The sequence below is a fragment of the Streptomyces sp. NBC_01549 genome, from assembly GCF_026339955.1.
GTDB lineage: Bacteria > Actinomycetota > Actinomycetes > Streptomycetales > Streptomycetaceae > Streptomyces.
The window spans coordinates 7,093,558-7,118,647 of sequence record NZ_JAPEPW010000001.1 but is presented as its reverse complement, the minus strand read 5'-3'; the positions used below and the strand labels follow the sequence as shown (position 1 = coordinate 7,118,647).

The 25,090-nt window shown below is 71.3% G+C and carries 17 protein-coding genes and 1 pseudogene; 8 read left to right on the top strand and 10 right to left on the bottom strand.

All coding sequences use genetic code 11. The features are described from left to right. Positions 1-64 precede the first annotated feature (64 nt). Positions 65-2,500: a SpoIIE family protein phosphatase gene (locus OG819_RS31805; RefSeq protein ID WP_266621944.1), complete on the bottom strand. Its 2,436-nt coding sequence runs from the start codon at positions 2,498-2,500 to the stop codon at positions 65-67. 179 nt (positions 2,501-2,679) lie between these two features. Here OG819_RS31805 and OG819_RS31800 point away from each other — a divergent pair, with 179 nt between their 5' ends. Beyond that, a complete protein-coding gene (locus OG819_RS31800) occupies positions 2,680-4,845 on the top strand; it encodes a SpoIIE family protein phosphatase (RefSeq protein WP_266652000.1) in 2,166 nt (721 codons plus the stop codon). A gap of 162 nt (positions 4,846-5,007) precedes the next feature. Here the strand turns inward: OG819_RS31800 and OG819_RS31795 are convergent, their stop codons facing one another. Further along, on the bottom strand, positions 5,008-6,372 hold the full coding sequence (locus OG819_RS31795; RefSeq protein ID WP_266651998.1) for a S1 family peptidase: 1,365 nt from the start codon (positions 6,370-6,372) through the stop codon (positions 5,008-5,010). A gap of 196 nt (positions 6,373-6,568) precedes the next feature. Between OG819_RS31795 and OG819_RS31790 the strand changes: the two genes are divergently transcribed. The 5 genes from OG819_RS31790 to OG819_RS31770 all read left to right on the top strand — a co-directional run bounded on the left by OG819_RS31790 (position 6,569) and on the right by OG819_RS31770 (position 13,651). After that, complete coding sequence (locus OG819_RS31790; protein ID WP_266651996.1) at positions 6,569-6,982, top strand: PaaI family thioesterase; 414 nt, start codon at positions 6,569-6,571, stop codon at positions 6,980-6,982. Between the two features lie 505 nt (positions 6,983-7,487). Then, positions 7,488-7,703 (top strand): type A2 lantipeptide, encoded by a 216-nt coding sequence (locus OG819_RS31785; protein WP_266621952.1) that lies wholly within the window; start codon positions 7,488-7,490, stop codon positions 7,701-7,703. A 92-nt stretch (positions 7,704-7,795) separates the two neighbouring features. Further along, positions 7,796-8,605: an HlyD family efflux transporter periplasmic adaptor subunit gene (locus OG819_RS31780; RefSeq protein WP_266651994.1), complete on the top strand. Its 810-nt coding sequence runs from the start codon at positions 7,796-7,798 to the stop codon at positions 8,603-8,605. After that, positions 8,602-10,824 (top strand): NHLP family bacteriocin export ABC transporter peptidase/permease/ATPase subunit, encoded by a 2,223-nt coding sequence (locus OG819_RS31775; protein WP_266651992.1) that lies wholly within the window; start codon positions 8,602-8,604, stop codon positions 10,822-10,824. The genes OG819_RS31780 and OG819_RS31775 overlap by 4 nt, the downstream gene beginning before the upstream one ends. A 1-nt stretch (position 10,825) precedes the next feature. Beyond that, positions 10,826-13,651 (top strand): NHLP bacteriocin export ABC transporter permease/ATPase subunit, encoded by a 2,826-nt coding sequence (locus OG819_RS31770; protein ID WP_266621958.1) that lies wholly within the window; start codon positions 10,826-10,828, stop codon positions 13,649-13,651. Positions 13,652-13,673: 22 nt separating this feature from the next. Here OG819_RS31770 and OG819_RS31765 read toward each other — a convergent pair whose 3' ends face one another. Beyond that, positions 13,674-14,210 carry an SRPBCC family protein gene (locus OG819_RS31765; RefSeq protein WP_266651990.1) on the bottom strand — a complete coding sequence of 179 codons (537 nt, stop codon included), beginning with the start codon at positions 14,208-14,210 and terminating at the stop codon, positions 13,674-13,676. 5 nt (positions 14,211-14,215) lie between these two features. Further along, the gene (locus tag OG819_RS31760; protein WP_266418101.1) at positions 14,216-14,569 is read right to left on the bottom strand and encodes a helix-turn-helix transcriptional regulator; all 354 of its coding nucleotides are present in this window, start codon (positions 14,567-14,569) and stop codon (positions 14,216-14,218) included. Positions 14,570-14,779: 210 nt separating this feature from the next. Here OG819_RS31760 and OG819_RS31755 point away from each other — a divergent pair, with 210 nt between their 5' ends. Then, on the top strand, positions 14,780-16,279 hold the full coding sequence (locus OG819_RS31755; protein ID WP_266651988.1) for an MFS transporter: 1,500 nt from the start codon (positions 14,780-14,782) through the stop codon (positions 16,277-16,279). 11 nt (positions 16,280-16,290) lie between these two features. On the opposite strand, the gene OG819_RS31750 is transcribed toward OG819_RS31755, so the two are convergent. Then, positions 16,291-17,886 (bottom strand): bifunctional phosphatase PAP2/diacylglycerol kinase family protein, encoded by a 1,596-nt coding sequence (locus tag OG819_RS31750; protein ID WP_266651986.1) that lies wholly within the window; start codon positions 17,884-17,886, stop codon positions 16,291-16,293. 144 nt (positions 17,887-18,030) lie between these two features. Here OG819_RS31750 and OG819_RS31745 point away from each other — a divergent pair. Continuing rightward, a pseudogene (locus OG819_RS31745) lies at positions 18,031-18,303 on the top strand (STAS domain-containing protein); the annotation flags it as partial. A gap of 43 nt (positions 18,304-18,346) precedes the next feature. On the opposite strand, the gene OG819_RS31740 reads toward OG819_RS31745, so the two are convergent. Genes OG819_RS31740 through OG819_RS31720 form a run of 5 tightly spaced genes read right to left on the bottom strand, consistent with a single transcriptional unit; the run spans position 18,347 to position 24,846 of the window. After that, positions 18,347-20,296 carry a DUF2264 domain-containing protein gene (locus tag OG819_RS31740; protein ID WP_266651984.1) on the bottom strand — a complete coding sequence of 650 codons (1,950 nt, stop codon included), beginning with the start codon at positions 20,294-20,296 and terminating at the stop codon, positions 18,347-18,349. Between the two features lie 21 nt (positions 20,297-20,317). Beyond that, complete coding sequence (locus OG819_RS31735) at positions 20,318-21,376, bottom strand: LacI family DNA-binding transcriptional regulator (RefSeq protein ID WP_266651982.1); 1,059 nt, start codon at positions 21,374-21,376, stop codon at positions 20,318-20,320. Between the two features lie 52 nt (positions 21,377-21,428). After that, positions 21,429-23,078 (bottom strand): extracellular solute-binding protein, encoded by a 1,650-nt coding sequence (locus OG819_RS31730; RefSeq protein ID WP_266651980.1) that lies wholly within the window; start codon positions 23,076-23,078, stop codon positions 21,429-21,431. 29 nt (positions 23,079-23,107) lie between these two features. Beyond that, positions 23,108-23,995 carry a carbohydrate ABC transporter permease gene (locus OG819_RS31725; RefSeq protein WP_266651978.1) on the bottom strand — a complete coding sequence of 296 codons (888 nt, stop codon included), beginning with the start codon at positions 23,993-23,995 and terminating at the stop codon, positions 23,108-23,110. Then, positions 23,992-24,846, bottom strand: coding sequence for an ABC transporter permease subunit (locus OG819_RS31720; RefSeq protein WP_266651976.1), 855 nt, complete (start codon positions 24,844-24,846; stop codon positions 23,992-23,994). The genes OG819_RS31725 and OG819_RS31720 overlap by 4 nt, the downstream gene beginning before the upstream one ends. Positions 24,847-25,090: the final 244 nt, after the last annotated feature.

Sequence of the window (25,090 nt, the reverse complement as noted above, 5' to 3'; positions counted from 1 at the left end):
CAGTGCCCCCGTGTGTGGACCGGCCCCCACCCCCAGGAGCACCAGGCGCCCGACCCTATCCCCCTCAGTCCAGCGAGATTTCGCTCCACACCTGCTTGCCGCCGCTGACCGGCACGGTGCCCCAGACCGCCGACATCGCCTCGACCAGGAGGATGCCGCGGCCGCCGGTGGCCTCCCAGCCGATGCTGGTGGGCTTGATGGGTGTACGGGGTGAGGTGTCGGCGACGGAGATCCGCAGGCGGTGGTTGATGAGGGTGATGTCGAGTCTGACCTGTCCGTCGGTGTGCACGAGGGCGTTGGTGACGAGTTCGGAGACGGCGAGGAGTACGCCGTCCATCTTGTCGTCGGGCACACCCCAGGAGCGCAGCGTACGGCGGGTGAAGCGGCGCGCGTGCCGGACCGCCTCCGGGACGCGCCACACCGTCCAGCTCTCCCGCAGCGGGCGCGTCGCCATACCGTCGTAGCGCATCAGGAGGAGGGCGACGTCGTCGCTGCGGTTGGCGCCCGTGAGTAGTCCGTCGGCCACCACTCCGAGGTGGGCGGGGTCGGACGCGGCCAGCTCACCGGCCAGTCTGTCCAGTCCGTCCTCGATGTCGACCTCGGCGGACTCGACGAGACCGTCCGTGGTCAGGGCGAGGATCGTGCCGAGCTGGAGTCGCAGCGGGCTCATCGGGAAGTCGGCCTGGGTGACGACGCCCAGCGGCGGTCCGCCCTCGGACTCGGCGACCTCCGTTGTACCGTCCGGGTGGCGCAGCACGGGCGGGTGGTGTCCGGCGCGTACGCACCAGGCGGTGCCCTCCTCCAGGTCCACGTCGACGTAGCAGCAGGTGACGAAGAGGTCGGTCTCCAGGTCCATGAGGAGCCGGTTGGCGTGCTGCACGACCACGTCCGGCGGGTGGCCCTCGACGGCGTACGCGCGCAGGGCCGTACGCATCTGGCCCATCAGGGTGGCCGCCTGGGCGTTGTGGCCCTGGACGTCGCCGATGACGAGGGCGACGTGGTTGTCGGGCAGCGGAATCACGTCGTACCAGTCGCCCCCGACCTCCAGACCCGCCGTGGTGGGCAGATAGCGGGCGACGGCGACCGCGCCCGGGAGCCGGGGCAGGCGGCGCGGCAGCAGGGAACGCTGGAGCATGCCGACCAGCTCGTGTTCGGCGTCGAAGGCGCGGGCGCGCGTCAGGGCCTGGCCCGCGAGGCCCGCGGACGCGGTGAGCAGCGCCCGCTCGTCGGGGCCGAACTCGTGCGGGTCGTCCCAGCCGATCAGACAGGCACCCGCCATCCGGCCGCCGGCGGGCAGCGGCAGGATGGCGAGACCGCCGGGGCCGACGTCGGCGAGCGCCGGTTCCAGGGGGGCTCCGGCGGGCCAGACGACGGCGCGCCCCTCGTTGAGGGCCGCCTCCAGTGTGGGCATGGCGCGTACGGGCGCGTCGGGCCACTCCGAGCGCCACTCGGAGCGCCACAGCTCCGGCCAGGCGTCCGGTTCGGGCGGGTCGAGGAGGGTGACGACGAGACGGTCGCCCTCCAGCTCGGCGAGGGCGATCCGGTCGGCCCGCAGCGGGCGCCGCAGCGCGGCCACCACGGCCCGGCCGACGTCCCGGACGGTGCCCGCGGTGGCGAGGGCCGCGGCGAGCTGCTGGACGCGGGCCACGTCGCTGGCACCGGAACGCAGCTTGGACGCGTCGGCGACGGTGCCCACGAGGTGCGCCGAGCGCCCCTCTCCGCCGGGCAGGAGGCGGCCGCGCAGCCGGAGCCACTTCGGCTCCCCGGAGGGCCGGAGGATACGGAACTCCAGCTCGCGGTCGCCGATGGACATGTGGTCCGCCTCCACCACGGACATCAGCGTCGGCAGGTCCTCGGGGACGGTCATCGACAGCAGCCTCTCGACCTTGCCGTCGAACTCGGCCGGGTCGAGGCCGAACAGCTCCAGCAACTCGTTGTCGACCTCCAGGTGTCCGGTGTCCATGGCGAGGTCGAACGAGCTGGTGGGCCGGGCGGTGAGGGTACCCGGCGGACCGGGCGAGGGGCAGACGGCGGCCTCGGCGACCAGACCCAGGCACTCCCGGTCCTCCTCGTCGAAGCCGCCCGGGCGCTCGCCGGCCGCGACGAGGCAGCCGCCGTCCGGCAGCGGCAGGACCGCCAGCCAGAAGTCCTGGGACGGCAGCCCGCGGGCGTCGGCGCAGCCGGCGATCTCCGCCGGACCGAGCCACAGCGGCCGGCCCGCGCGGTAGGCGTCCATCGCCGGGGAGCCGCCGGTGAGGACATAGCTGTCGCGCAGGCCGTAGAGCGTCCTGGGCACGCCCGCCGACTCGGACAGGTACAACACGTCGCCGCTGTCGGTGGGCGAGTACACCGCGACGACGCTCGCGCCCGCGAAGACGAGTGCCTGTTCGAGAACGCGGCGCAGTCGCTCGCGCGGGTCCAGGCCGGGGGTGGACGTCTTGAGGGCAAGTTCGGCACGCAGCGTTCTCTTTCCGCGTTCCGCAGCGCCCTCACTGACCACGTCCGCAATTACAGCGCTTCCGGGACCGTCGCGCAGCCCCTGTGACCGTTCCGGGAGCGTCGGGCCTGCGGCGGAGCCCGGCAGCGGCACCCTGTGCCGCGTGTGGCGCTCGCCGTGCGGGAAGGGCCGTCACGAGGGAGCCTTGATCCCTGAGGCCCGTCGCACGGCCCTGCGAGGAGGTGGTCGGCGTGTCCGGCTGGCAGGGGTCCGAGCAGGCGCCGGCGGGTCGGCCGACGCCGGTCGGAAGACCACTGCTGTCGCTGACACTTGCGTCGATGATGGACGAGGTCCACGCCCACTCCGGGGCGGTGTACCTGCTGACGCGTGGCGAACCCGTGCTGGAGATGGCGGTCATGGCGGGCATGCCCAGGGCGTTCGCGGCGCCGTGGGAGCGGGTGGGCCTCAACGCGCCGATCCCGGTCGCCGTGGCGGTGCGTGAGCGGCGGCTGATCTGGGTCGGCGGCGAGGAGGAGATGGCCCGCCGCTTCCCGCGGATCGCCATGGTCCTGCCGTACCCCTTCGCACTCGCCGCCCTCCCGGTGGCGACCGCGGGCACCGTGTACGGCGCTGTCTTCGTGACCTGGCCGGGCTCGCATCCCCTGGAGCTCTCCGACCGGGAACGCGACCATCTCACCGCGTCCTGCGCCCGGCTCGCACTGCGTCTGGAGCGGGCGGCGGCCAAGCAGCGTCCGCTCCTCCCCGAGCCCGATCTGCTGGCGCCGTCCACGGCACCGGCCACCGGCACGCTCGGCACACTCGCCACGGTGGAGGCGGTGCGGATGGTGGCGCGACTGCCGTACGGGATGTGTGCGCTGGATCTGAACGGCCGGATCAGCTTCGCCAACGCCGCGACGGCGGACATGCTCGGCGTCCCGGTCAGCGGGCTGCTGGGCACCCACCTGTGGGCATCGGTGCCCTGGCTCAACGACCCCGTCTACGAGGACCGCTACCGGGCCGCGCTGATCAGCCAGCACGTGACGTCGTTCGTGGCGCTGCGGCCGCCCGGCGACTGGCTGTCGTTCCGGCTCTATCCGAGTACGACGGGACTGAGCGTGCGCATCTCCCGGGCCCGCGCGGTGGCCGAGATGGCGCGCGCCGGGCCTCGGCACGAGGATGACGACACCCCGCGCCTGGTGACCATCTCCCAGGTGCTGGGCCTGGCCGGGGCGCTCACGCAGGCCGTGGGCGTGGAGGACGTGGTGCAGCTGGTGGCGGACGAGATCGCGCCCGCCGTGGGAAGCAAGGCACTGGTCCTCCTCGGCTCGCGATCCGGCCGACTGCGTGTGCTCGGCCACCGGGGGTACGCGGACCCGCACATCGTGGAGCGCTGGCACGGGGTGCCGCTGAACGCGCAGACCCCGGGTGCCCAGGCGCTGAAGACCGGGCTGCCGGCCTTCTTCGACTCCCGTCAGCAGCTGGAGCGGCTCTACCCGTCCCTGAGCGCGACACCCGACGGTATGGCGGCGTGGGCGTATCTGCCGCTGATCGCCTCCGGGCGTCCGGTGGGCACCTGCGTCCTCGCCTACGCGAGGCCGCACACCTTCCCGGCGGAGGAGCGGGCGGTGCTGACGAGCCTGAGCGGTCTGATCGCGCAGGCCCTGGGGCGGGCCCTGCTCTACGACGCCAAGCTCCAGCTGGCGCACGGTCTGCAGGCCGCGCTGTTGCCGCACTCGTTGCCGTCGCTGCCCTCGATCGAGGCGGCCGCGCGCTATCTCCCGGCCACCCAGGGGATGGAGATCGGCGGGGACTTCTACGACCTGATGCCCTCGCACGGTCTGGCCGCGGCGGTCATCGGTGATGTGCAGGGTCACAACGTGACGGCGGCGGGCCTGATGGGGCAGATCCGCACAGCCGTACGGGCGTACACAACCGTCGGTCAGCCGCCGGAGGAGGTCATGCGCAGCACCAACCGGCTGCTGATCGACCTGGGGGCCGAGCTGTTCGCGAGCTGTCTCTATCTGCGTCTCGACCCGGCGCGCGAGGTGGCCGTCATGTCGCGCGCGGGTCATCCGCCTCCGCTGCTGCTGCGGCCGGACGGGCGGGTCCGGGTGCTCGACCTGGCCGGTGGGCCACTGCTGGGGATCGACGCGGCCGCCACCTATCCGACGACCGAGGTCCCGTTCGCCCCCGGTTCGGTCCTCGCCCTCTACACCGACGGTCTGATCGAGTCCCCCGGTGTGGACATCGAGGACGCCCTGGCCGACTTCGGGCGGAAACTCACCGAGGCCGGTGGCCTGTCGCTGAACGCGCTGGCCGACGCTCTCGTCGAACAGGGCGGGGCGGTGACGCAGGAGCGGCTCGACGACGTGGCGCTGCTTCTGCTGCGGGCGCTTCCGCACGACTGAGAGGTATCACTGAGCGGTAATCGGGACCCCGCGGGGTCCGGCGCTCTCGCGAGCAGTGCCGGAACGCGGTGGGGTCCGGCCCTCCCGCCGGAGGGCCGGACCCTTCCACTGCCGACCGGGCCGTGTCGGCACGGCCGGGTCAGTGGCTCGTGGTCACCGGTGTCACGGGGTGCTGGTCACCAGGCCGGAGCCGGCGTCCATACCGGTGCTGGGCTGCTCGTCGCCGGTCCCGGACTGGTCGCCCGCGGCCGGGTCGTCGGTCGCCGCCGGGTCCGTGGCCGCGGGGTCGGTCGCCGCCGGGTCGGTGGCCGCGGGGTCGGTGGCCGCGGGGTCGGTCGCGGCCGGGTCGGTCGCCGCGGCGCTCGCGTCACCGGCACCCGCATCGCCGGCGCCGAGCGTCGCGCCGGTCGCCTGGAGCGCGGCGGTCACGGGCTGGAAGAAGGTCTCGCCGCCGACGGTGCAGTCACCGCTGCCGCCGGAGGTCAGGCCGATCGCGCTGCCGTCCTGCGTGAACAGGGAGCCGCCGCTGTCACCCGCCTCGGCGCACACATCGGTCTGTATGAGACCGGTGACGGTGTCCACGCCGTTGGGGTCGGTCTCGCTCTGGAAGTTGACCGTGGCGTCGAGACCGGTGACCGAGCCGTCGTGCAGACCGGTGGTGCTTCCCATCCGGAGGACCTGCTGACCGACCGTGGCGTCCGCCGCCTGCGTGATCTGGACGGTCTTCCCGTTGCCGACGTTCACCTCGCTCGCCGTCTGCGTGTTGGGGTCGTCGTACTTCACGAGGGAGAAGTCGCCGGCACCGGGGAAGGTGGCCTGGTCGACGGTCGCGATCGGCTGGCCGTCCTGCGAGTCCGACCACTGCTTGGCCGCGACACCGCAGTGCCCGGCGGTCAGGAAGGCGGGGGCACCATCACTCGCTGTGACATTGAAGCCGAGGGAGCAGCGGACGCCGCCGGCATCCGTCTGGGCGAAGATGGCGTCACCGCCCGACACGAACGTCTTGAACGTACCGGCGGACTTCTTGACCGTGGCGACACCTGAACCGAGAGAGTCGACGGTCGACGTCAGCTTGGCCCACTTCGCACCCGTGACGGTGCTGTCGGCGGTGACCTGGACCTGGTTCGTCTTGGGGTCGATGGACCAGGCGGTGCCGGGGATGGTCGCGTCGGTCTTGAGCGTCTTGGCCGCGGTCGTCAGCTTGGACATGCTGTTGTCGACGCTGCGGGGAACGGCGCCAGCCTTCTTGATCTCGTTGACCACATTACTGTTGTTGCCGACGATATTGATGATGACCTGCTGCTTCGAGGCGTCGTAGTACGCGCCTCCGAAGGCCTCACCGATCTGGGAGGCGATGAGCGAAGCCAGGTCCGAGGCGTCCGCGGACTTCAGCACCTTGGGAGCGGCGTCCTTCGCGTCGGTCTGCGAGGCGTTGGCGTTGGGCAGCAGCAGAGCCGCCGCTCCGAGCGCCGCAACGCCTCCAACAGCGATCGCGGCCTTGCGCTTGGGAATCCTTTTGTGACTCAACTCTTTGACCTCCTGGGGACGGGGTCGAGGCCACCGTCCGGCGGCTGACTGGGGGGCGCCTGGATGCCTGTTGATACGCGTGAGCCCCGAGGGTTGTTCAACTGCGTTTAAAAAAGAGAAGAGTTGGTTCGGCCAAAGACATGGATTACGAGGCAATCGGGCCTTTACGCCGAGTGAGCGGGGAACAATGCCCCGTATGACTCTGAACCTCGCCGAAGCCGACAAGATCCTCTCCTCGCACTTCGCTCCCTGGGTGCTCGATCTGGGCCTGTCGGTGGCGGAGTTGGGTGAGGGCCGTGCGGTGCTGCGGCTGCCCTGGTCCGCGCGGCTCTCGCGGGAGGGTGGCTCCCTGTCGGGGCAGGCGCTGATGGCGGCGGCCGACACGGCGACCGTGATCGCGGTGTCGGCCGCGCGCGGCGCCTTCGTCCCCATGACGACGGTTCAGCAGTCCACCAGCTTCCAGCGCGCGGTGACGGAGGCGGACGTGTTCATCGAGGCGGTCCTCACCAAGTTGGGCCGCCGGATGGCCTTCGCCGACATCACGATGACCGCCGACGGCTCCGGGGAGATCGCGGCGCGCGCGAGCACCGTGTACGCGCTCCTGGGCTGAGTCCGGGGCGACAACGGACCCGGACGACACGTTCCGCCACCGAACGGTGACGGTCCGTCCCTCGACTGGAACGGAATCGCGGCTTCAGGGAATCTGCACATCGAATACGCAGGCGCGTCACGGTGGACAGCGGATCTACACAGTCGCGCGCCCCCCTCCGCGCCATTGCGGTGGGAGTGTCCCTTTCGGCCGCGGGGCGGCAAGCGCGGGGACGGAACAATGCCGTGCAGCATGTGAAGAACTGGCTCCCGAGGCGTGCGCACACCTGCACGGTTGAGCCCCCGCCGTGCTCAAGTTCGCAGGTGAGAGCCCTGGTTGATTGGATGCGTGTGCCGCGAGCGTGCTTTGATCCGTTGCACCGCGGAGGTCGCAGCAAGGCTCCCGGCAACGGGCGCCGCACGGCTCCCGGAATCGGGTGCCGCGCCCCGCGGTGGCGGCCGTCATCTGTCCCCAGAGGGGGGCCGCTCTCCCCCTTATGAATATCCATACGAAGGGAAGTTCCATCATGAACTCCACCCCCCGTGTTGAGACCGCCGAGATCTCGGACGCCGACCTCGACAACGTCTCCGGCGGCCTGTCGCTGAACGCCGTTGGCACCGTCTCCGGCCTGGTCGACGGCGTTGCCCCGGTCTCCGGCCTGGTGAACACGGCCGTCGGCACCGTCGAGGGTGTCACCGGTCTGAACACCGCCCCGGTCACGGGCCTGGTCGCCGGTCTCTGATCGCGTTTCAGTGCCGTTGAGTCCCGGAACCACCCCCCGGTTCCGGGACCTCTCGGATGCCGTAAACCTCTCGAACAGGTGAGGGAAGTCCCGTGCAGTTCCGCCAACAGGCCCTCGCCAAGCTGCAGTCGCCCGAAGAGCTCGACCTTCCGGTCCGTTTCGCACGCCCCCAGGGCTGGCTCGCCCTGTCGGTGACGGTGGCCGTCATGGCGGCGGCGTCCGTCTGGGCTGTCACGGGCACGGTGGCGTCCACCGTGAGCGCGCCCGCCGTCCTCACTCACGGCGAGGGCAGTTACGTCCTGCAGAGCCCCGTCGCCGGGCAGGTCACCGAGGTCGTCGCCCAGGAGGGTGAGCGACTGCCCGCGAACGCGCCTGTGCTCAAGGTCCGTACAGCGCAGGGCGGCACGACCGTCGTCCGCACGGTCGCCGCGGGCCGCGTCACCGCGCTCGCCGCCACCATCGGCGCGATCATCTCGACCGGTGCGAACGTCGCCGCCGTGGAGAAGGTCGCCCACGCCGATGACCCGCTCTACGCGACGGTGTACGTGCCCGCCGAGAGCGCCGCCACCATCCCCGCGAACGCCGCGGTCGACCTCACCGTCCAGTCGGTGCCGACCCAGCAGTACGGAGTGCTGCGCGGGCATGTGAAGGCGGTCGGCAGGAGCGTAGAGACCTCCCAGCAGATCTCCTCCTTCCTCGGTGACAGCCAACTGGGCGAGCAGTTCACCAAGAAGGGCCGGCCGGTGGCCGTCCTGGTCCGTCTGGACCGCTCCGCCGCGACGAAGAGCGGTCTGAAGTGGTCCTCGGCGGACGGGCCGCCGTTCGCGCTCACCTCCATGACTCTGGCCACGGGTTCGATCCGCCTGGCCGATCAGCGCCCCGTCGATTGGCTCCTGCCGTGACCACCGCACCAGACACCCGGAGCAGACGCCGCGCCGCGCCGCCCAAGCGCACCGTCCCCAAGGCGACGGGAAAGACGGTCCGCACCCCCACCGTCCTCCAGATGGAGGCCGTGGAGTGCGGCGCCGCCTCCCTCGCCATGGTGCTCGGCCACTACGGCCGGCACATCCCCCTCGAAGAGCTGCGCATCGCGTGCGGTGTCTCCCGGGACGGCTCCCGGGCCAGCAACCTCCTGAAGGCGGCGCGCAGTTACGGCCTCACGGCCAAGGGCATGCAGATGGACACGGCCGCGCTCGCCGAGGTGCAGGCGCCCGCGATCCTGTTCTGGGAGTTCAACCACTACGTCGTCTACGACGGCATGGGCCGCCGCTTCGGACGGCGCGGCGTGCACATCAACGACCCCGGCAAGGGCCGCCGTTTCGTGCCGATGGAGGACTTCGACACCAGCTTCACGGGCGTGGTGCTGGTCATGGAGCCCGGGCCCGACTTCCGCAAGGGCGGCCGCAAACCGGGCGTCCTGGGCGCCATGCCGGCCCGGCTGCGCGGCACCTCGGGCACGATGCCCGCCGCCGTGCTGGCGAGCCTACTGCTGGTCGCGGTCGGCGCGGCGGTGCCCGCGCTGAGCCGGACGTACATCGACACGTACCTGATCGGCGGCCGGACCTCGCTGCTGGGCGTGCTGTTCGCGTCGATGGGCGCCTGTGTGGCGCTGACCGTCGTGCTGACCTGGCTTCAGCAGGCGAACCTGCTGCACGGCCGGATCATCTCCTCCACCCTCTCCAGCGCCCGCTTCCTGCGCCATCTGCTGCGGCTGCCCGTCACCTTCTTCTCCCAGCGCAGCCCGGCCGACCTGGTGCAGCGGCTCCAGTCGAACGACGCGGTGGCCGAGACCCTGGCTCGCGACCTCGCGGCGGCGGGTGTGGACGCGGTCGTGGTCGTCCTGTACGCGGTACTCCTCTACACGTACGACCCGCAGCTCACGGCCGTGGGCATCGGTGTGGCGCTGCTCAACGTGGTCGCGATGCGCGTGGTGATCCGGCTGCGCGCGACCCGTACGGCGAAGCTGCGCGCCGACAACGCGCGCCTCACCAACACCGCCTACACCGGCCTCCAGTTGATCGAGACGATGAAGGCGACCGGCGGGGAGGACGGCTACTTCCGCAAGTGGGCGGGCCAGCACGCGACCACCCTGGAGGAGCAGCAGCGCCTCGGGGTGCCCAGCGCCTGGCTGGGCGTGGTCGCACCGACCCTGGCCACGCTCAACTCCGCGCTGATTCTCTGGATCGGCGGTATGCGGGCGGTCGAGGGCCATATCTCGGTCGGTCTGCTGGTCGCCTTCCAGGCCCTGGTGACCCGCTTCACCGCGCCGCTCACCCGGCTCAACGGTGTGGCGGGCCGCATCCAGGACTTCGCCGCCGACGTGGCCCGTCTCAAGGACGTCGAGAACTTCCAGACCGACCCGCTCTACGCCCGCTCGGGCAGTGGCGAGTCCACCCGCCGGCTGCAGGGCCATGTCGAGCTGGAGAACATCACGTTCGGCTACAGCCCGCTCGACAAGCCCCTGCTGACCGGTTTCTCGCTGACGGTCGGCCCGGGCCAGCAGGTCGCGCTGGTCGGCGGCTCGGGCAGCGGGAAGTCCACGGTCTCCAGGCTGATCTCGGGCCTGTACGCCCCGTGGGAGGGCACCATCCGCATCGACGGTCAGCGGCTGGAGGACATCCCGCGCGGCGCGCTCGCCGCCTCCGTCTCCTTCGTCGACCAGGACGTGTTCCTCTTCGAGGGGACGGTTCGCGACAACGTGGCGCTGTGGGATCCGTCGATCCCGGACGACGCCGTCGTCGCGGCGCTGGAGGACGCGGCGCTGTACGACGTGATCACGCGTCGCCCCGGTGGCATCCACAGCCGGGTCGAGCAGGACGGCCGCAACTTCTCCGGTGGCCAGCGTCAACGCCTGGAGATCGCACGGGCGTTGGTGCGCAGGCCCAGCATCCTGGTCCTCGACGAGGTGACCAGCGCGCTGGACGCCGAAACCGAGCAGACCGTCATCGACAACCTGCGCAAGCGCGGCTGCGCCTGTGTGGTGATCGCGCACCGGCTCAGCACCGTGCGCGACAGTGACGAGATCGTCGTGCTCCAGCACGGCACGATCGTGGAACGCGGGCGGCACGACGCCCTGGTGGCGGCCGGCGGTCCCTACGCCGAGCTGGTCAAGGAGCGATGAGATGACCACGGTTCACGAGGGCGCACGCGAAGGAGACCTCGTTCTCGGCGCGCTCGGCGGCATGGGTACGCCGGTCGACTGCTCCGGCCTCGGCCGCCTCGATCTGGAAGGACCGCAGGTCCTGTGGCTGGTGGCGGCGGGCGCCATGGACCTGTTCGCGGTCGACGCCATCCAGCAGGGCCACTGGCACCACCTCGGCCGCCTCGAAGCCGGCTCCCTGCTGCTCGGCCCGGTCGTCGGGCCCCAGCACACGCTCGTGGGGCGGCCGTTGCGGGACTGTGTGGTGCGCCGGATCGTGCTGCGCGAGCTGTACCAGCCCGTCGACACCCAGACCTGGTCCTACGACGAGTACGGCAACGCCCAGTACGTACCGCCGACGTCGAGCCCACTGGAGTACGCCCTCGCCCTCGGCGTCGGTCGCAGCCTCTCCATCCTCTTCCAGGCCCCGATGGCCACGGAGAACGCCGCCGCGCTCACCGACGACGACGTCTTCTGGATGCAGGTGCCGCCCGGGAGCGTCCAGTACGGCTCCCTGTACGGCGCGGAAGCGGCGGCCGACCTGCTGATGGACTCCGGTGTCTGGCAGGGCATGGTCAGCCAGCAGCACCGGCTGCTGTCCACGCTCGACCGCTGGATCGAGCAGTTGGAGGCCAGCCACGAGGACCGTACGGCGGCGGGCATCAAGGCGGGCGAGGCGGTCCGCGCCCAGGCCGACCGGACCCTGCTGGCGTCGATCGGCAAGTCGTCGAAGCGCCCGACGGCGGCCGACGCGGATGCCACGTACGCGGCCTGCAAGCTGGTCGCCCGCGCCTGCGGGATCACCCTCGCGGAGTCGGCGCAGAGCGGCACGGAGAGCGACCGGCTGGACCCGGTGGAGCGGATCGCGCTCGCCTCGCGTGTCCGCACCCGTGCCGTACGCCTCGACGGGCGCTGGTGGCGCGACAACATCGGCCCGCTGGTGGGCCACCGTGCCGTGTCGGGCTCCCCGGTCGCGCTGCTGTGGCGGCGCGGCGGATACGTGGCCGTACAGCCGTCGTCGGGGCGGGAGACCCCGGTCGAGAAGGCCAACGCGCCGGAGTTCGAGCCTCGGGCCGTGATGTTCTACCGTCCGCTGCCCGAGCGGAAGATGAGCCCGCTGCGGCTGCTGCGGTTCTGCCTCCAGGGCACGGGCGGCGATCTGCGCAACCTCGCGATCAGCGGTCTCGTCACCGTCGCGATCGGCGCGCTGGTGCCGATCGCCACCGGCAAGGTGCTCGGCGAATACGTGCCCAAGGCGCAGCACGGCCTGATCGTGCAGGTCTGTCTGGCCATCATGGTCACCAGCATCGTGTCGGCGGCGTTCATGCTGCTGCAGAACCTCACGCTGCTGCGGATGGAGGGGCGGATCGAGGCGACCCTCCAACCGGCCGTGTGGGACCGGCTGCTGAGGCTGCCCACGAAGTTCTTCACGTCCCGCTCGACCGGTGAGCTGGCCAGCGCCGCCATGGGTATCAGCGCGATCCGCCGCCTCCTCGCGGGCGTCGGACCGACGCTCGCACAGGCGGCCACGGTCGGCGCGATGAACCTGGGGCTGCTCCTTTGGTACAGCGTGCCCCTGGCGCTCGCCGCGATCGGCATGCTGGTCGTCATCGCGGCCGCGTTCCTCGGGCTCGGCCTGTGGCAGGTGCGGTGGCAGCGCCGCCTGGTCGTGCTCAGCAACAAGCTGAACAACCAGGCGTTCCAGACCCTGCGCGGCCTGCCCAAGCTGCGGGTGGCGGCGGCCGAGAACTACGCGTACGCCGCCTGGGCGGGCGAGTTCGCGCGCAGCCGTGAGCTCCAGCAGAAGGTCGGCCGCATCAAGAACCTCACGACGGTGATGGGCGCGGTGTATCTGCCGCTGTGCTCGCTGCTGATGTTCATGCTGCTCGCGGGTCCGGCCCGCGGCTCGCTGTCGGCCGCCGACTTCCTGACCTTCAGCACGTCGATGACGATGCTGCTGACCTCGGTCACCCAGGTGACCGGCGCGTTCGTGTCGGCGGCGGCCGCGCTGCCGATGTTCGAGGAGATCAAGCCGGTGCTCGACGCCACGCCGGAGGTGCGGGTCGCGAGCACCCGCCCCGGGGTGCTGTCCGGCGCGATCGAGGCCCGGCGGCTGTCCTTCCGGTACACCGACGACGGCCCGCTGGTCCTGGACGACGTGTCGTTCGACATCAAGCCCGGCGAGTTCGTGGCGATCGTCGGCCCCAGCGGCTGCGGAAAGTCCACGCTGTTGCGGCTGCTCATCGGCTTCGACAAGCCGGTCTCGGGCAGTGTGCTCTACGACGGCCAGGATCTGGGGGCGCTCGACCAGTCCGCCGTACGCCGTCAGTGCGGTGTGGTGCTCCAGCACGCGCAGCCGTTCACCGGCTCGATCCTGGACTGCATCTGCGGCACCGAGCCGTACACGCCCGAGGAGGCGATGGCGGCGGCGGAGATGGCGGGCCTGGCCGAGGACATCAAGCGGATGCCGATGGGGCTGCACACCATCGTCTCCGGCAGCGGGGCGATCTCCGGCGGCCAGCGCCAGCGCCTGATGATCGCCCAGGCGCTGATCCGCCGCCCGCGCATCCTCTTCTTCGACGAGGCGACCAGCGCGCTCGACAACGAGACCCAGCGCACGGTCATCGAGAGCACCCGGGCGCTCAACGCCACCCGGATCGTGATCGCGCACCGGCTGTCCACGGTGATGGACGCGGACCGCGTCATCGTGATGGAGGACGGCCGGGTCGCCCAGCAGGGCCCGCCCGCGCACCTGCTCGCGGACACGGGCGGCCGGCTGCACGAGCTGGTGCGGCGGCAGCTGGCCTGAAGGCCGCCCATCGGGGCGGTCGTCAGTCCATTCCCGGCACCGGGGCGCCGGACGGAACTCCGGCCTCGACGTAGCGGGCGTAGATCTCCTTCCAGGGCGCGGTGGCCCCTGCGTGGGGGCCCTCGAAGCGCTCGCCCCGGGCCTTGGTGTCGAGGGCGGCGAGGCACACCTCCCAGCCGGCGCCGTTGCGGGCGGCGGTGTTCTCGGCCGCGAGGACATGGGTGAGGGTGAAGCGGGTGCGCTTCTCCTCCAGGGCCTCGAGATCGAAGCGGAGTTCGTCGCCGCCCCAGTCGAAGGAGAGGTGCCGGGGCGGGGCGACGGCGAGGACCCGGCCCGTGGACTCGGGCATGTTCGGGTCGCCGCTGAACGTGATGGCGCCGCCGGGGCGCAGCTCGATCTCCGCCCGGGAGGGGAACCACTCGGCCAGTTCGTCCGGGTCGGTCGCAAAGCGCCAGACGCGGTCGATGGGGTGGTCGTAGGTGCGGCTGAAGCGAACGGCGGGGCGGCCGTCGTCGAGGGTGAGGTAGGTGCCGGTGAGGGCGGTGGGTTCGGCGGACATGTGGCTCAGTCCTTAGGGGTGGGATCTTCCGGGGGGTCCGACGGCTCCCCCGCCGTCTCGTCCAGGCGGCGGCCGAGGGCATCCAGGCTCTCGTTCCACAGCTTCCGGTACGGGGTCAGCCAGGCGTCGAGTGTGGCGATCGGGGCCGGGTCGAGGGCGTAGACACGGCGTTGCGCGTCCTGTCGTACGCGCACCAGGCCCGCGTCCCGGAGTACCCGCAGATGCTTCGACGTGCTCGGCTGACTCAGACCGCACGCCTCCACGATCTCTCCGACCGGCCGCGGACGCTCAAGGAGTAGCGCGACGATCTCGCGACGGTGGGGGTCTGCGAGGGCGGTCCAGAGGGCGGCGTCGGACACGGCTTCAATATGCCTCGCTGGTTATATTCCTGTCAAGGCATACATGCCGAAGCCGGCCGGTCCGGCCGCCGCTGTGACGCCCACCTCACCCCCTCAGCGAAACGTTGCCGTTTCGCTGAGGGTGGTCTACTGTCGATGTGTACGAAACGGTTTCGTTTACAACTTCGTCATCCCGTAACCCCTGAGCGACTTCCCTGGAGTGGTTCTCGCATGTCCCAGACCCTGACCGAAGGTGCCCGCAAGGACACCGTGGACGGCTCGTCCACTCCATCGTCGAAGCGATGGTGGATCCTCGCGATCATCGGCATCGCGCAGCTGATGGTGGTCCTCGACGCCACCATCGTGAACATCGCCCTCCCCTCCGCCCAGGCGGACCTCGGCTTCTCCGACGGCAACCGGCAGTGGATCGTCACGGCGTACTCACTGGCCTTCGCCTCCCTGCTGCTGCTCGGCGGACGCATCGCCGACCTCTTCGGGCGCAAGCCCGCCTTCCTCATCGGTATCGCGGGATTCGCCGGAGCCTCGGTGCTCGGCGGCGCCTCCACCAGTTTCGGGATGCTGGTCACCGCGCGCGCCCTGCAGGGCGTCTTCGGCGCGCTGCTCGCGCCCGCCGCGCTCTCACTGCTGAACACGACGTTCACCGACGCCAAGGAGCGCGCCAAGGCGTTCAGCGTCTACGGCGCGATCGCCGGCGCCGGTGGCGCGGTGGGCCTCCTGCTCGGCGGTGTACTGACCGACGCACTCGACTGGCGCTGGACGCTGTTCGTCAACCTCGTCTTCGCGGTCGTCGCCTTCGCCGGCGGCTGGGTACTGCTGAGCAATCACCATGACGCGGCGAACTCCAAGCTCGACCTGCCGGGCACACTGCTCGTCTCCTCCGGTCTCTTCGCCCTCGTCTACGGCTTCTCCAACGCCGAGACGCACGACTGGAGTTCGCCCCAGACCTGGGGCTTCCTCATCGCTGGTGGCGTCCTGCTGAGCGCGTTCGCCTGGTGGCAGACCCGAGCCGAGCACCCGCTGCTGCCGATGCGCGTGCTGCTCGACCGCAACCGTGCCGCGTCCTTCGTCACCGTTCTGATCACCGGCGCGGGCATGTTCGGCGTCTTCCTCTTCCTCACCTACTACCTGCAGCTGAACCTGGGCTTCAGCCCCACCAAGACGGGTGTGGCGTTCCTGCCGATGATGGCGGCCCTGATGATCATGGCTCAGGTCTCCACCACCGTCCTGGTGCCGCGGATCGGGCCGAAGGTCGTCATCCCGGCGGGCTTCGCGATCGCGGTGGGCGGCATGGCCTGGCTGACCGGCATAGGTGTGGCCTCGGACTTCTCGACCGCCGTACTGCCGCAGCTGCTGCTGATCGGCGCGGGCCTCGGCATCGTGATGCCGCCCGCCATGTCGCTGGCCACCAGCGGGATCGCCGCGGAGGACGCGGGTGTGGCCTCCGCGACGGTCAACACCATGCAGCAGGTGGGCGGTTCGATCGGTACGGCGCTGCTGAACACGCTGGCCGCGAGCGCCGCGACGAGCTATCTGGCCGGCAAGGACGCGACCAGCAAGCTGGTCCAGGCACAGGCGACGATCGAGAGCTACACCACCGCCTTCTGGTGGTCGGCGGGCTTCTTCGCCGCCGGCGCGGTGATCACCTTCCTGCTCTACCGCCGCGGAACCCTGGACGCGGACCCGGACGCCGCGCGGGTCGTCCACATGTAAGCCCCGTGTGATCACCCACCGGCCGAGGGGTCGCCGTCTGCAGGGAGTCGGCGGCCCCTGTCGCGTCTGCGGCGGCGGGCGGTCGCGGCGGCCGGCCGGGCCCTGCGCGCCAGCTCGTCGCGCGGTGCGCGGGGCCGGTACACGACGAGCGCCCGCCGCTCCTTCTCCAGCCGCAACACCTGTGGCGCGGAGCCGACTTCACCGTCGTATGCGAGTGTGTCCGCACCCCTGATCCCCGCCAGCTCGACCCATGGCACCACCTCCGTGCCATAGACCCGGGACCGGCCGAGCGTACCGGCGAGCGTGGAGACGATCACCCGGGTGCGAGCGAGCCGGCGTTCGCCGTCGATCAGGCGCAGGTCGATCAGTCCGTCGTCCAGGCGGGGCCGACAGGTGGGGGCGAAGCCCTGGGGCTCGTAGCGGCCGTTGCCGGCGAAGAGCAGCCACAGACGGCGGCGGTGTCCGTTGAGGCTCAGCTCGACGGGGGTCGCGGTGCGCAGCACTCGCACGAGAGCGCCGGCCGCCGCCGGCCACTTGCCCCAGCGTTCCTCCAAGTGCTCACGAACCCGCACGAGTTCGGGGTACAGGCCGATGCTGAAGGTGTTGAGGAACCGCACCGCTTGTCCGGCCCCCGACCACGCTACGCCGAAGTCCACGGCCACCGCTTCGCCCCGCGCGAGCGCTACGGCGGTGTCCTCGAAATCCCGCACGCCGACGTCCTGGGCGAAGTGGTCGAGGGTGCCGCCGGGGAACACCGCGAGCGCGAGCCCCCGCCCGGCCGCCGCACGAGCGGCCGCGTTGACACTGCCGTCGCCCCCGCACACACCGAGGACACCGCCCGCTTCCCCCGCCCGCTCCAGGGCCCTCTCCGCCGCCCGCTCCAGCAGCGTGGCGAAGTCGTCGTCCGGGCCGCACTCGACCAGCTCGGCCCGGGGCAGCAGTGCGCGCAGCCGTTCGGCGGGCGGCACCGATGTACCGGGCGACCCCGTCCCGGCCCGGGCGTTGACGAGAGCGACGAGTCCCTCACCGTCGGGCAGCGCGGGCGCGGACACCGAGGGCCGCTCGCACGCCGGGAGCGCGGGGCGCGGCGGCCACCAGCGGCAGGTGAGCGCGGCGGCTCCGACGCCGATCGCCACCCCGGCCAGCACGTCCCCGGGGTAGTGCACCCCGACGTACACCCGCGAGAAGGCGACGGCGGCCGCGAAGGGCCCGACCAGGGCTCCGAGTCCGGCCGACTCCAGCGCGACCCCGGTGACGAACGCCGCGGCCGAGGCGGAGTGGCCGGAGGGGAAGGAGGTGGTGTGCGGCTGACGCTTGAGGTGCCGGATCGACGGCACATGCTCCAGCAGCGGACGGGATCGCCGGGTGCTCCACTTCACGGCGGTGTTGACGGTCAGCGAGGCGATCGCGAGCGAACCCACGCCCCGCAGAGCCGCCCGGCGGGACGCCCGGCGCCCGACGAGCGCGAGGCCGGCCGCCGTGGCCAGCCACAGCCGTCCGTGATCGGCGGAGCGGCTGAGCCGCCGCAGCGCCGGATCCGCGCCCGGCACCCGCGCCGCGGCCACCCGCGTGAACAGTCGTCGGTCCCACTCGGCGAGAACACTCATGCCCCACGGCTACGGCACCCCGGCCACCTCGGCACCCCCAGTCAATACACCGCACCCAATATTCACCCGTTCGAGTGAGGAAATTTCGTGTCCACGGCTACCTGAGGATGTTTCCGTCCAGGCCGGGGTAGCTAGCGAGATCAAATGACCCTCGCAGATTCCGGGCTTGCTTCGACCAACCCCTACGCCCACAGCTATCCGCGCGGTCCGTTCACCGTGGTCGAGGTGACGGGAGAGATCGACATCGCGACGGCGGCCGCGCTGGCCGAGCATCTGTCGGCCGCGACGGACCGGGACGAACCGGACGTGCTGGTCGATCTGCGCCGGGTCGCCTTCTTCGACTGCTCGGCCCTGCGCGTACTGTGCCGCGCCGAGACGAGGGCGCGGGAGCGCGGCGGACGGCTCCGCGTCGTCTCCGACGGGCCCCGCGTCCACCGCCTCCTGCGCGCCGCGTGCCTGCTCAGCCGGTTTCCGCCGCTGGCGGACCTGCCGGAGCCACCGGAAACGCCGCACCGGCAAGGCCCCCCGTCAGTTCCTCCTCCCACCCGTCCGGAAAGCGGATCAGAACCCCGCCCCCGCTCGTGACCCGGGCGCTCGCACCGGCGAGTTCGGGATCCTGGCCGAGGACCACCAAGGTGACGAGGAGATGGACCCCACCGGGGTGAACGGGCAGCGCGAGATGGGGAGTCGCCGAATGGACCCCATAGGCGTTGGCGCCCCGGGCCCGCGCGACCAGGCCGTCCCCCGACGCGTCCCAGCCGAGCAGCCCGACCACCGCGCTCGTCAGCCCGTCCGGGCGTCGCGCCCGCGCCCATCCGGGCCCGGTGCCCTCCTCCAACGGCCCGGCGTCGTCGGCCAGCGCCCACCCCCCTTCGCGTACGACCGCGCCCCGCGGCCCCGCCACCCGGTGCACCCGGGCCTCCCACGGACCGTGCACCACACTGGTCGTCTCGATGCGGTGCTCGGCGCCCGCCAGATGTGCCGAGTGCCAGGAGGCGGCGCGGCGCCCGACCGCGCCCAGCGGATGGATCCGGCCGCGCCGGGACTCCGTGCCGTCCGCCGCGACCAGCGCGAGGTGGTTGTCGATCCCGGCCCCCTGGGTGTCGGGCGCGGCCGCGCTGGCGTAGGCGAACCTCGTGTAGTGCGGGCTGTCCTCGTCCGGTGCGGGCGGGGGCGGCAGCCGGTCACTGCCGTGGTTCACCAGGCGTACGACGCCGTCGGCGGCCGTCGACTGCACAAGCCAGCCCGGGACGGGCAGCGCCACGCACGCATCGGCCGTGTCGACCGGGCCCGGCTCCTCAGGGGCCGTCCACACCGGGTGGTCGGCGGGGAGCAGCAGACCCAGGAACGCCTTGCTCGCCCAGTACGGGGAGGCGGGTCCCGAGTAGCGCTGGGTGACCGGGAGGAAGGGGCGGTACCAGCCGAGGGACAGCAGCCCCTTCTCGTCGGGCACGCCGCGTTCGGCGAAGTGTTTCAGGGCTCCGGAGGCGAGGCGTCGGGTCAGACCCGGTGCCAGCGGGGTCGCGTCGGCGAGGGCTCCCGCCCACAGGGGGGCGGCGGTCGCGAAGCGGTAGGTGAGGGAGCGGCCCTGGTGCACGGGGGCGCCGTCCGAGCCGAAGAAGTACTGGTGGACGCCGAGGAACGCGGCCAGCCTGGCCCGGTGTTCGGCCACCAGTTCCGGGTCGGCCCGCGATCCGGCGACGCGCGCCCACAGCACCGGGTACAGGTGCAGGGCCCAGGCGTTGTAGTAGTCGAACTTGCGGCCGTCGCCGTCCGTGTACCAGCCCTCCCCCCGGTACCAGTCCCCCAGCCGCGCCAGCCCCGCGTCGATCTCGTCCCGGCTGTGCGGGGCGCCGACCGAGGCGAGGAACTCCTCCGTGATGACCTGGAAGAGCCGCCAGTTGGAGTCGTTGACCGTCGCGCCGATGAAGCCGCTCAGCCAGTCGACGACGCGACCGCGTACGGAGTCGTCGAGGCGGTCCCAGATCCATGGGCGCGTCTCGTGCAGGGCGATCGCGACGGACGCGGCCTCGACCATGGGCTGGCCCCGGTCGGTGATGGGCGGCCACCGGTCCGGGCCGTGCGGGTCCGTCCCGGCGGCGAGCCCGGCCGCGTACCGCTCGATCAGCGCGGGACCGGCCCTGCCGCCGGATCCCGCGATACGGAAGGCGGCGAGCAGGAAGGAACGTGCGTAGCCCTCGAGGCCGTCGGACCAGGGGCCGGAGTGACTGGCCCGGCCGGGGAGCCGGTACTGGGCCGACCCGGGTGAGGCGTAAGGGAGCAGACCGTCCAGGAGGCGGTCGGCGGTCGCCTCCCAGTGGGCCCGGGTCCAACCGGTGAGCGGTGAGGTGGTGGGGTCGGGGGGCGGCAGGTGTGTCGGGGCGGTGAGCGACACATGCGGGACGGTCATACGGGGGTGGATCCTCCGTCTCTAGGCCCCGGGCGGGGGAGGCTGGACGCTGTCGCGTACGACGATGTGGGTGCCGAGCAAGTGGTGGGCACCCGCCGCGTGTTCGGGGTCACGCAGGGCGATGCGGACGGCGGCGCGGCCGAGTTCCTCGGCGGGGGTGCGGACGGTGGTGAGCGGGGGGTTGAAGTCCTCCGCGAGCGGGATGTCGTTGTAGCCGACGACGGAGATGTCCGCCGGTACGCGCAGACCGGCGTCGGCGATGGCCCGCAGGGCCCCGGCGGCGACCATGTCGTCCCCGGCGAAGACCGCGGTGAAGCGCCCCGGGTTCTCTGCCCCTTTGAGCAGTTCCGTCATCGCGCGGTGGCCCGCCGCCCGGCCCAGGCCGCAGTCGACGACGTGGGCGGCCTCGGGACCCAGGCCGTGTTCGGCGAGTGCGGCCCGGTATCCGGCGACGCGGGCGTCGAGGGCCGTGTTGCCGGGCAGGCCACCGAGGAAGACGATCCTGCGGTGGCCGGCGGAGAGCAGATGGCCGGTGATCGCGCGTGCCCCGGCCTCGTTGTCGAACTCGACGACGAGCGCCGGGATGTCGGGGTCGGGCGCGGGCCGCCCGCACAGGACGAGCCGCGCACCGGACGAGGCGAGCGCCTGCGCGTAGTGCGCGACGCGCTCCCGGTAGGCGTCGTCCTCGACGACCCCGCCGACCAGGATCACCAGCTGGGCGCCCTCCTCGCGCATCAACTGGACGAACTCCAGCTCGCGCCCGGGGTCACCGCCCGTGGTGCCGACCAGGCAGAGCCAGCCGCGGGCGGCGGCCTCCGCCTCCACGCCCTCGGCGACCTGGGCGTAGAAGGGGCTGGTGACCTGGCGCAGGACGACGGCGACCATCTTGCGGCCGCCGCCGACCAGGGCGCGGGCGTGCGCGTTGGCGACGTAGTCGAGGTCACGGGCGGCGCGCAGCACCCGGGCCCTGGTGGACGCGGGCACCGGGTGGTTGCCGCTGAGCACGCGTGAGACCGTGGCCATGGACACTCCGGCCCGCTCGGCCACCTCGCGGATCGTGACCCGTCCCTTCGACGTCATGTCGCTCCCCATCCCCATCCCCCGCGCCTCTCCGTCAACCGGCTCCGCCGCCTCAGGTGTTGGCGGCGTAGTCCTTCGCGAATTCCTCGGCCATTCTGTCGCCGCCGCGATCGCGCCACTTCTTCGCGGCGGCGTCGAGTTCGGACAGCGACAGGCGGCCCGCGATGACGCCGGTGACGGTGTCGTCCATCAGCGCCCTGAGCGTGGTGCCCTGGGCGGTGTACGTGCTGGACTGCAACCCGAAGGACGCGTTGCGGATCGCCACCGGGACCACCTTCACCTGCCAGGCGTGCAGGGCACGTACGGCATCTGGCATGCCCGGCACGAACAGCACCTGGGGCCCCTCGGCGAGGTACTTCAGCGGCAGGTTGGTGTTGTTCTCGACGTCGCCGAGCTTGGTGGCCTCGGGCGAGCCGTCCTTGCCGCGGGTGAAGTGGGTGCCCTCGACGCCGTAGTGGACGAGTTCCCACTCCTTGCTGCCGAAGGGCGCGGCGAGGTAGTTCAGGACGCGCAGGAGAAGCTCGATGCGCTCCTTCTTCGCCTTCTTCAGGACCGTGTAGCCGAAGGAGCGGCGGCCGGCGACGATCCCTCCGGGTGTCCCGTCCACGCTGTACGGCAGCGCGGCGGCCGGGGTCAACAGGCCCTTGGAGTCGAGGTACTTGGGAAGGTACCCGCCGAAGCCGTCCTGCATGGAGCCGACGGTGCCGTTGAGGAAGAGCGTGCTCAGGTCCGGCTGGGAGAGGGAGGTGGCGTCGGGGTGGTAGGAGCCGTTCTTGCGGAGCTGCGCCTGGTAGGCGACCGCCGCCTTGTAGCGTTCGTCGCCGTAGTTGGCGTGGAAGGTGCCGTCCTTGTCCACGGCCCAGCCCTGCGGCGCGTTGTGCGCGGCGGAGTGCACCGCGTTGCCGAACAGCGAGCCGGTCGCGGCCCCGAGCGCGTACTTCTTGCCGCTGGTGCCCTTCTTGGCGACGGCGGCGAAGTCCTGGGAGGTCCAGCCCTCCTTCATCCCCGCGTCGGTGAAGAAGGCCTGGTTGAGCCAGAGGGTGGAGCCCGGCAGCGGGCGTTCCAGAGGGATACCGTAGATCCGGCCGCCGATGCGGCCCATGTCGCGCCAGGCGTGGGTGGGGATGTTGGCGAGGTTGGGGTGGTCCGCGATCGCCTCGCCGGAGAGGTACGGGGTGAGGTCCTCGGCCCTGCGCTGCACGAACTGCGCCTCGCGTGGCAGCACGAAGCCGGAGAAGACGTTGATGATGTCGGGCAGTTCGCCCGGGTCTCCGGCCATCACCGTGGCCATCTTCTTCTGGTAGTCGGTCTGCGAGATGATCGTGTACTCGATCTTCACGCCGAGCGCCTTCTCGACCGCCGCCCAGAACCGGTTCGCGGAGGCCGGCTTGGGCGGCGTGCCGAAGGTCACCGACATGACCTTGATGGTGGAGCCGTCGCCCGGTGTGCCCGAGACGGCCGTGACCAGGTCGCTGGGGTAGGCCGTGTATCCGGCCTGGACCCCGGCGTCGGTGGGCGCGAGGTCGGGCTTCGGGCCGGCGAACGCCTTGTACGCGGGCCAAGGGGCCAGCTTTTTGCCCGCGTTGGAGACGTCGCCGTCACCCGAGCCGGTCGAGCAGGCGGCCAGTGCGCCAGGTGCGGCGAGCGCGGCGCCGCCGAAGGTCATCGAGCGCAGCAGGGTGCGCCGGGACAGGGAGGGCATGGGAAACCGACCTTTCCTGGTGGACGGAGTCAGCTCTTGACGGCGCCGGTGAGCACGCCCTTGGTGAAGTACTTCTGGAGGAAGGGATAGACGAGCAGGATCGGCACGGTGGCGATCACCAGGACCGCCATCTGCACGGTCTGCGGCGCGTTGACCGTGCCCTCGCCGACCGTCGTGTCGGTGAGCCCGGAACCGGCCACCACGTAGGTGCGCAGCACCTGTTGGAGCGGCCAGTGGTCGCTCTCCAGATACAGGGAGGCGTAGAACCAGGAGTTCCAGTACGCCACCGCGTAGAACAGTCCGACGACGGCGAGGGCAGCCTTCGACAGGGGCAGCACGACCGACCACAGCACCCGCCAGTCCCCCGCCCCGTCCAGCCGCGCGGCCTCGTACAGCTCCTCCGGGATCGCCTGGAAGAAGCCGCGCAGGACGACGAGGTTGAACACGTTCACGAGCACGGGAAGGATCAGCGAGCTGTACGAGTCGAGCATGCCCAGCTCCTTGACCAGCAGGAAGCCGGGGATCATGCCCGGGGGGAAGAGGAAGGTGAACAGGATCAGGAGCAGGACCGGTTTGCCGCCGAAGACGCCGGGACGCGACAGCGCGTACGCGAGAGTGACGGTGCAGACGAGGCTGAGCAGGGTGCCGACGAGGGTGACGCCCGCGCTGACGCCGAGGGCGTGGGTGACGATGCCGCCGTCGAGGATGTCGCGGTAGGCCTTGAGGGTGGGGTGCTGGGGCCAGAGCACCCAGCCGCCGTTCGCGACGACCTCCCGCTGCGAGGCGAGCGAAGTGGAGAGGATGACGAGGAACGGCACGCACACCAGCAGGACGACGGCGACGAGGGCGACCGCCTTGGCGGCCTGGGTCGCGGGCTTCGGCTTCTCCATCCAGCCGGGCCGGGCATAGGTGCTCACCGGTAGACCCCCTGTTCGCCGAGGCGGTGGGCGACCTTGTTGGCCGCGTAGACGAGCAGGGCGCCGACGGCACCCTTGAACAGGCCCGCGGCGGCGGCGAATCCGTAGTCGCCGCCGACGATGCCCTGGTAGTACACGAAGGTGTCGATGATCTCGGCGGCCTGCGGGCCGACGGCATCCCGCTGGAGCAGCATCTGTTCGAAGCCCACCGAGAGGATGTCGCCGAGCCGCATGATGAGCAGCAGCACGATCACCGCGCGGATGGCGGGCAGAGTGACGTGCCAGAAGCGGCGCCAGGGGCCCGCGCCGTCGATGGCCGCGGCCTCGTACTGCTGCTCGTCGACCTGGGAGAGGGCGGCGAGGAAGATGATCGTGCCCCAGCCGGCGTCCTTCCAGATGACCTGGGCGACGACGAGCGGTTTGAAGGCGTCGGGGTTGCCGATGATGTCCACCGTGTGCAGGCCTGCGTCGCCGAGATAGCTGTTCACCATCCCCGTGTCGCCCAGGACCTGTTGGAACAGGGCGACGACGATCACCCACGAGATGAAGTGCGGCAGGTAGGCCACCGACTGCACGAAGCGGCGGATGCTGCTGCGGGTGAGGCTGTGCAGCAGGAGGGCGAGGCCGAGCGGGACGGGGAAGTAGAAGACGATCTGGAGGACCGCGATCCAGAGGGTGTTGAGGACCGCGTCCCAGAACTCGCCGTCCTCGAACATCCGCCGGAAGTTGTCGAGGCCCACCCAACGGCTGCCCCAGACGCCGTCGAACGGCACGTAGTCCTTGAACGCGATGACGTTGCCGAGCAGGGCGCCGTAGTGGAACACCAGGAAGTAGGCGAGCCCGGGGAGCATCAGCAGGAACAGCGTCCTGCTGCCATGTTTATGAAAACGCTTTAAGCCACGACGGACCTCGACCGGAGGGCGAGGTGAAGGGTCCACTGCCTCCGTACCTGCGTGATCCCGCAACACTGCGGCCACGGAGCCTCCTCACCTGGGACTGTCGGGTGAGGGGAAATTAAAACGTTTTCAGTGTGGGGTCAACACTTCTGACACAACCGCGAGTTGAGGACACGAGGAAGGCCGGCCGGGCATGCGC

Coding starts and splice junctions, on each gene's coding strand:
- OG819_RS31765 (WP_266651990.1), bottom strand. CDS start 14,210: ATGTCCGCCGAACCCACCGCCCTCACCGGCACCTACCTCACCCTCGAC.
- OG819_RS31755 (WP_266651988.1), top strand. CDS start 14,780: ATGTCCCAGACCCTGACCGAAGGTGCCCGCAAGGACACCGTGGACGGC.
- OG819_RS31770 (WP_266621958.1), top strand. CDS start 10,826: ATGACCACGGTTCACGAGGGCGCACGCGAAGGAGACCTCGTTCTCGGC.
- OG819_RS31735 (WP_266651982.1), bottom strand. CDS start 21,376: ATGACGTCGAAGGGACGGGTCACGATCCGCGAGGTGGCCGAGCGGGCC.
- OG819_RS31730 (WP_266651980.1), bottom strand. CDS start 23,078: ATGCCCTCCCTGTCCCGGCGCACCCTGCTGCGCTCGATGACCTTCGGC.
- OG819_RS31790 (WP_266651996.1), top strand. CDS start 6,569: ATGACTCTGAACCTCGCCGAAGCCGACAAGATCCTCTCCTCGCACTTC.
- OG819_RS31740 (WP_266651984.1), bottom strand. CDS start 20,296: ATGACCGTCCCGCATGTGTCGCTCACCGCCCCGACACACCTGCCGCCC.
- OG819_RS31785 (WP_266621952.1), top strand. CDS start 7,488: ATGAACTCCACCCCCCGTGTTGAGACCGCCGAGATCTCGGACGCCGAC.
- OG819_RS31720 (WP_266651976.1), bottom strand. CDS start 24,846: ATGCTCCCCGGGCTCGCCTACTTCCTGGTGTTCCACTACGGCGCCCTG.
- OG819_RS31750 (WP_266651986.1), bottom strand. CDS start 17,886: ATGAGTGTTCTCGCCGAGTGGGACCGACGACTGTTCACGCGGGTGGCC.